At 63.6% G+C, this 6634-nt stretch carries 6 protein-coding genes; all 6 read right to left on the reverse strand.

The annotated features are described in order from the left end of the window. On the reverse strand, positions 1–616 hold a 616-nt coding region (locus QM672_RS32490; RefSeq protein ID WP_415087373.1), incomplete at its 3' end, for a dihydroxy-acid dehydratase. A gap of 174 nt (positions 617–790) precedes the next feature. After that, entirely contained in the window at positions 791–1978 is a 1188-nt protein-coding gene (locus tag QM672_RS32495) for a patatin-like phospholipase family protein (RefSeq protein WP_415087374.1), read from the reverse strand. Between the two features lie 34 nt (positions 1979–2012). After that, positions 2013–3683, reverse strand: a complete 1671-nt coding sequence (locus tag QM672_RS32500; RefSeq protein WP_415087375.1) for a ribonuclease J — start codon at positions 3681–3683, stop codon at positions 2013–2015. A gap of 183 nt (positions 3684–3866) precedes the next feature. Then, entirely contained in the window at positions 3867–4622 is a 756-nt protein-coding gene (locus QM672_RS32505; protein WP_311938204.1) for a biotin--[acetyl-CoA-carboxylase] ligase, read from the reverse strand. Between the two features lie 28 nt (positions 4623–4650). After that, positions 4651–6081: an NADH-quinone oxidoreductase subunit NuoN gene (nuoN, locus tag QM672_RS32510; RefSeq protein ID WP_311938202.1), complete on the reverse strand. Its 1431-nt coding sequence runs from the start codon at positions 6079–6081 to the stop codon at positions 4651–4653. A 14-nt stretch (positions 6082–6095) separates the two neighbouring features. Further along, the coding region (locus tag QM672_RS32515) for a proton-conducting transporter membrane subunit (protein WP_415087376.1) at positions 6096–6634 on the reverse strand (539 nt) is incomplete at its 5' end.

The raw sequence follows: 6634 nt of genomic DNA on the forward strand, positions 1-6634 counted from the left end.
AGTTCATCGAGTTGGCGGTGAACATGCCCGAGCAGGAGCCGCAGGTCGGGCAGGCCGAGCGCTCGATCACCTTGACGTCTTCGTCCGAGACCTTGTCGTCGGCGGCCGCGACCATGGCGTCGACGAGATCGAGCGCCTTCTTCTGGCCGCCGAGGACGACCTTGCCGGCCTCCATCGGCCCGCCGGACACGAACACCGTGGGAATGTTGAGGCGCAGCGAGGCCATCAGCATGCCGGGGGTGATCTTGTCGCAGTTCGAAATGCAGACCATCGCATCGGCGCAATGGGCGTTGACCATATATTCCACGCTGTCGGCGATGAGTTCGCGCGAAGGCAGGCTGTAGAGCATGCCGTCATGGCCCATGGCGATGCCGTCATCCACCGCGATGGTGTTGAACTCCTTGGCGACGCCGCCGGCCTGTTCGATCTCGCGGGCCACCAGCTGTCCCAAATCCTTGAGATGGACATGGCCGGGCACGAACTGGGTGAAGGAGTTGACGACAGCGATGATCGGCTTGCCGAAATCCCCGTCCTTCATGCCGGTGGCGCGCCAGAGGCCACGGGCACCGGCCATATTGCGGCCATGGGTGGTGGTACGGGAACGATAGGCAGGCATCGGCGTCTCTGGTGCGTTCGTTAAATCAGGCGGGAAAGCGATCGTATATGAGCCGCCAAGCCGACAATGGCAAGCATGTTTCCGCCTGAGACGGCAGGCGTCTCGCCTGCATCTTCCTTTCCGGCAAATTCGATGTTTCCAAGGGCAGACGAGACGCCCGCGATCCCAGGGGCGCTAGCTTCCGCCGAAATCGTAGCTGGCGAAGGCCTCCACATTGCGGGGCTTGCGAAAGATCTCCGGATGGCCGAGGGCATGGCGGGCATCCTCGTAGCCTGAAGCCCAATGCTCCTCCATCATCAGGCGGGAGAAATCATAATCCTTGCTGGCCCCTTCATATTTGCGGGCCCTGTAGATCAGCTGCACGATATTACAGGCCTTGCGCTCGACTGCCTTGCTGAGCAGTTCGACATCGTCCTCCAGGCCGAAATCCGCCGGCAATTCCGCCAGGATGCGCTTGAGTGCGCCACGAAGGCGCTGGCGTTCACGAGCGCGGGTGGTCGCCGCCCGCGTGCGGCTGGAATATTGGATCTCCTTCTGCCGGACCTCGACCTCGGCCATGTCCTTGGGGATGTCGCCGCGGGCATTCCACAGATCGACCTGGAAGGCGATCGTATCGAGATCCTGCTGCTCCAGGATCCATTGCAGGGGCGTGTTCGAGACCAGGCCGCCATCCCAATAGAATTGCCCGTCGATCTCGATCGGCGGGAAACCGGGCGGCAGAGCGCCACTTGCCATGATATGTTCCGGCGTGATGCGCGCCGTGCCGTTGCCATTGTCGAAATAGGCGAAATTGCCACTGGCGATATTGACCGCTCCAACCGCAAAGCGGGTCTCGCCGCTGTTGAGCCGATCGAAATCGACCAGCTGCAGCAGAGTCTGCTTCAGGGGTGCGGTATCATAGAAACTGGTGGCGCCGATGGAACCGGCCGGCATGAAATAGGGCGGCGGAAAGCGCGGCTCGAAAAATTTCGGCGCTCCCTTCAGCAGAACCTGGCCGGCCAGGACCTGGTTCACCAGCTTGTGCTGGCGGTCGCCCTCCCGGGCGAACAGGCGGACCCATTCGAGAGCCGGTTCGAAGGGCGGGTCGCTCACCATCTCCCAGAAGCGCCGAAGCTTGGCGACACGTTCGCCGGGGGCATTGCCGGCGATCAGAGCCGCGTTGATGGCACCGATGGAAATACCGGCGATCCAGTTGGGCTGGACGCCTCCCTCTTCAAGCGCCTGATAGGCACCGGCCTGATAGGCACCGAGCGCGCCCCCGCCCTGCAACAGCAGGGCGATGCGCTGAAAACCGTTACGCTCTTCCTCGGCATCGACGGATTTACGGCGGGTGCGGGTGCTGGCTCGATCTGCAACTGTCATGGCGCGATTCCATCCTGCAAACCCAGGCCGGCTATCAGACCACCAGCACGATCACATGACAAACAGGCTTCTTGCCCCACACTGCGTTCACAGCCGAGCGCACGGCGCGCTCCACCGCCAGTTCGACCGCGTCGGGATCGCGTCGCTTGGGCTTGGGCAGACTGTCGATCACCAGCAGGGCGGCATCGGCGATGACGTCGTCCATCAGGCGACCATCACCGACACGCATTGGCAGGCCGGAGAATTTCACATCCGGCTCGTTGACGATCTCGCCCTTCTCGGACAGAGCGAGCGCAACCGAGACAGCACCGGACCAGGACAGGCGCCGACGTTGGGGGATAGTCTCCTCGGAAGCGTTGATCAGCACGTCACCATCGAGGCAGATGCGCCCGGTCGGCGCCTCGTCCACCACCTTGGTATCACCTTCGCGCAACGCGATGATCTGGCCGTCACCGGCCGCGACGACTTCAGGCACGCCGAGCGAACGGGCGAGTTCGGCATGTTCGGCCAAGTGCCAGGCTTCGCCATGCACGGGAATGGCGATCTTCGGCCGCGTCCAGTGATACATGTCGGTGAGTTCGCCGCGCCGCGGATGGCCGGAGACATGCACGAGCTGGTTGCGATCGGTGACGATCTCCGCCCCCTGCCGCACCAGGCCGTTGATGATGTTGCCGACGGCCTTCTCATTGCCCGGAATGGTGCGCGAGGAGAAGATCACCGTATCGCCCTTGGCCAGCGTGACCTCAGGGTGCTCGCCCCGGGCGATGCGCGCCAGCGCAGCGCGGGGCTCGCCCTGGCTGCCGGTGAGCACGGCGACCACCTTCTCCCGCGGCAGGAAGCCGTAGCTTTCCGGGCTCAGGAAATCGGGAATGCCGTCGAGCAGGCCGCATTCGCGCGCGACCTGGCAAACCCGCTCCATGGCCCGGCCGACGATCACCACGCTGCGGTCGTTCGCCATGGCGGCTTCGGCGATCGAACGAATGCGCCCGACATTGGAAGCGAAGGTGGTGACGGCCACCCTGCCCTTCCTCGCGCCGATGATCTCCGCCAGATTCTTGGCGACGTCGCGCTCGGAGGGAGAACGCCCGTCGCGGATTGCATTGGTGGAATCGCAGACCAGGGCCAGCACGCCTTCATCCCCCAATGCCTTGAGCCGTGCGGCATCGGTCGTGGGCGGGATCACCGGCGTCTCGTCGATCTTCCAGTCACCGGTGTGGACGACCATGCCCGCAGGGGTGCGGATCGCCAGCGCATTCGACTCTGGAATGGAATGGGCGACATTGATCAATTCGATGTCGAACGGCCCCAGCGTGAATCGCGCCTGGGAGGGGATGATGCGCAGATCGATCTTGGGCGCATCGGGATCGTGCAGGCGCTTGGCCTCCAGCAGGGCCGCGGTGAACTTGGTGGCATAGACCGGCACCTGCAGTTTCGGCCAAAGATGGATGAGTGCGCCGAAATGATCCTCATGCGCATGGGTGATCACGATGCCCGTCAAATTCTTGCGCTGCGCCTCGATGAAGCGGGTATCGGGCATGACGAGGTCGACGCCCGGCAGGTTGTCGTCGGCAAACGACACGCCGCAATCGACCATCAGCCATTGACGCTTATTCGCCGGGCCATAGCCGTAAAGCGCCATGTTCATGCCGATCTCGCCAATGCCGCCGAGGGCGCAGAAGACGAGGTCGGAGGTATCGCGTGCCATGTTTGGTTCCTTACGGGCGCGTTGGCCCCATTATTCGCATCAGGCTGCAACGAAGGCAGCCAAACTCTTCATGAATCGGATGAATTAAAGCGTTTTGCGATCCGGCGGAATCACCAAGAATCGCAAAGACGTGTCGTACGAAAGAGTTCGAGCAAAAGAGCGTTTCCCCCAAACGCGCTTTGCTCAAGGGACCAGGCCCGGAAAGAAGATCTCGCCCGCCGAAATTTCACGTCGCGCCCCGGCATCGTCGCGCAGGATCAGTACGCCTTCGGCGTCGAGAGCCTCGAACACGCCATCGATGTCGCCCGAGGGCAGGCGCACGACGATGCGGCGTCCGAGCCCGGCAGCGCGCTGCAGCCAGGCCTCGCGGATGGCGGCAAAGCCGGCACCGCGCTGCCATTGCTCCAGACGCCGGGCAAAGCCGTCCGTCAGCGCCACGAAAAAGCTCTCGACATTGATGGCGGCGTCGCTCGCCGCAAGATGCGTGGCCGGATAGGGCGTGCCTTCGGGATGGCTGGCGATGTTGACCCCGCAGCCTATCACCGCCGAAAAACCACCGCCGGCATGGGCGCCTTCGACCAGGATACCGGCGAGCTTGGCGCCGCCGATCAAGACGTCATTGGGCCATTTCAGGGCCAGCGCCGCGGCGGCACGCGGCGCGGTGGCGAGCACCGCATCGCTGAGCGCCAGGGCGGCAACGAAACAAAGATCAGCCGCCCGCCGCGGTTCGGCGGGATCGACCAGCAGCAGCGAGGCATAGAGATTGCCCTGCGGAGAGCTCCAGGGGCGGCCGCGCCGCCCCTTGCCGGAGACCTGCTCGCCGGCCGTCACCCACAGGCGGTCCTGTCCGCGCTGCAGAGCTTCGACATTGGTCGAACCAATCGAGTCGAAGTGTAGATGACGGAAGCCTGCCGCCTGTGCCTGAACTCCAAGTTTCATCGGCCGCGTTTCATTGCCCCTGCTTGCATCAGCCCGAGGGCAGGAGCGAGGCGGCCGCAGCCGCGGCCGGACCGGTCACCAGAGTCGGCCAGACAATGAAGAACACCGTCACGATGGTAGCGATGGCAAGCACCCCGGCGAGCGAAGCCGACATCGGCTCGAACTCCTCGGCGGGCTCGTCGAAGAACATCACCTTGATGATGCGCAGGTAATAGAAGGCCCCCACCACGCTGGAGAGCACGCCGAGGATTGCCAGCGGCCACAGGCCCTGATGCACGGCGGCGACGAACACATACCACTTGGCCCAGAAACCGGAGAGCGGAGGAATGCCCGCCAGCGAGAACATCAGCGCGGCGAGCGCATAGGCCATGATCGGCTGCTTGCTCGACAGGCCGGCGAGATCGCTGACACTCTCGACATAGGCGCCCCTGCGCTTCATCGACAGGATCACGGCAAAGGTGCCGATGGTCATGGCCAGATAGAGCGCCAGATAGATCAGCACGCCCTGCACGCCCTCCGAGGTCCCTGCAGCCAAGCCGACCAGGGCAAAGCCCATATGGCCGATGGACGAATAGGCCATCAGGCGCTTGATGTTGCTCTGGCCGATCGCCGCGAAGGAACCAAGGGCCATCGAGGCGATGGCGATGAACACCACGATCTGCTGCCACTGGGCAAGCGCTGCCGGGAAGGAGGTGATGATCACGCGGACCAGCAGCCCCATGGCGGCAATCTTCGGCGCACCGGCAAACAGGGTGGTCACCGGCGTGGGCGCGCCCTCATAGACGTCGGGCGTCCACATATGGAAGGGCACGGCCGAGATCTTGAAGGCCAGGCCGGCCAGCAGGAAGACAATGCCGAAGACGAGGCCGAGGCCGACATGCCCCTGCACCGCAGCAGCGATGCCGGTGAACGACACGGTGCCGGCGAAACCGTAGATCAGCGATGCGCCATAGAGCAGCATGCCCGAGGAGAGCGCGCCGAGGACGAAATATTTGAGGCCCGCCTCGGTGGACTTCAGGTCGTCGCGATGGATGGAAGCGATGACGTAGAGGGCCAGCGACTGCAATTCCAGCCCGATATAGAGGGCGATGAGGTCGTTGGCCGACAGCATCATCATCATGCCGGTGGTGGCCAGCAGGATCATCACCGGATATTCGAACTTCTCGATGCCGCGCGAGCGCAGGAAGTCGCTCGACATCACGATCGCCGTTCCAGAGCCGATCAGGACCAGGATCTTGGTGAAGCGGGCGAAGGCATCGACGCTGAAGGAACCGTTGAAGGCCTTGCCATCGGTGCTCATGGCCACCAGCACCGCGACCACGGCCAGCAACACCACCGAAAGGGTGGTGACCATGCCGTAGCCGCGCGGCGCCGAGAAGACACCGATCATCAGCAGAGCGATGGCGCCGAGGACCAGAACGATTTCCGGAAGCGCCGTTGCAATTTCAGAAGCAGACATGGCTCGCCTTCGGATCAGTTAAGCGCAACGCTGGCAGCTTTCGCCGCCTGGATGAGATGGGTGACGGCGGCTTCGCTCATGTTCAGGATCGGCTTGGGATAGACACCGAAATAGATCGTGAGCAGCACCAGCGGGGCCAGGATGATGAACTCCCGGCCGGTGAGATCGGCGATGCCGGCCAGGCTCGGCTTTTCCAGCGCGCCGTAGACGACGCGGCGATAGAGCCAGAGTGCATAGGCCGCCGACAGGATCACGCCGAAGGTGGCGAAGAAAGCCACCCAGGTGTTGGTCGAGAAGGCACCCACCAGCGTGAGGAACTCGCCGACGAAGCCGGACGTGCCGGGCAGGCCGACATTGGCCATGGTGAACACCATCAGGGCCAGCGCATACCAGGGCATGCGATTGACGAGGCCGCCATAGGCCGCGATCTCGCGGGTATGCATGCGGTCATAGACCACGCCGACGCACAGGAACAGCGCACCCGAGACGATGCCATGGGAGATCATCTGGAAGATCGCGCCCTGCACGCCCTGCTCGTTCATCGAGAACAGGC

The sequence above is a fragment of the Labrys sp. (in: a-proteobacteria) genome, from assembly GCF_047605565.1.
Taxonomy (GTDB): domain Bacteria; phylum Pseudomonadota; class Alphaproteobacteria; order Rhizobiales; family Labraceae; genus Labrys; species Labrys neptuniae.

Coding starts and splice junctions, on each gene's coding strand:
- QM672_RS32505 (WP_311938204.1), bottom strand. CDS start 4,622: ATGAAACTTGGAGTTCAGGCACAGGCGGCAGGCTTCCGTCATCTACAC.
- QM672_RS32500 (WP_415087375.1), bottom strand. CDS start 3,683: ATGGCACGCGATACCTCCGACCTCGTCTTCTGCGCCCTCGGCGGCATT.
- nuoN (WP_311938202.1), bottom strand. CDS start 6,081: ATGTCTGCTTCTGAAATTGCAACGGCGCTTCCGGAAATCGTTCTGGTC.
- QM672_RS32495 (WP_415087374.1), bottom strand. CDS start 1,978: ATGACAGTTGCAGATCGAGCCAGCACCCGCACCCGCCGTAAATCCGTC.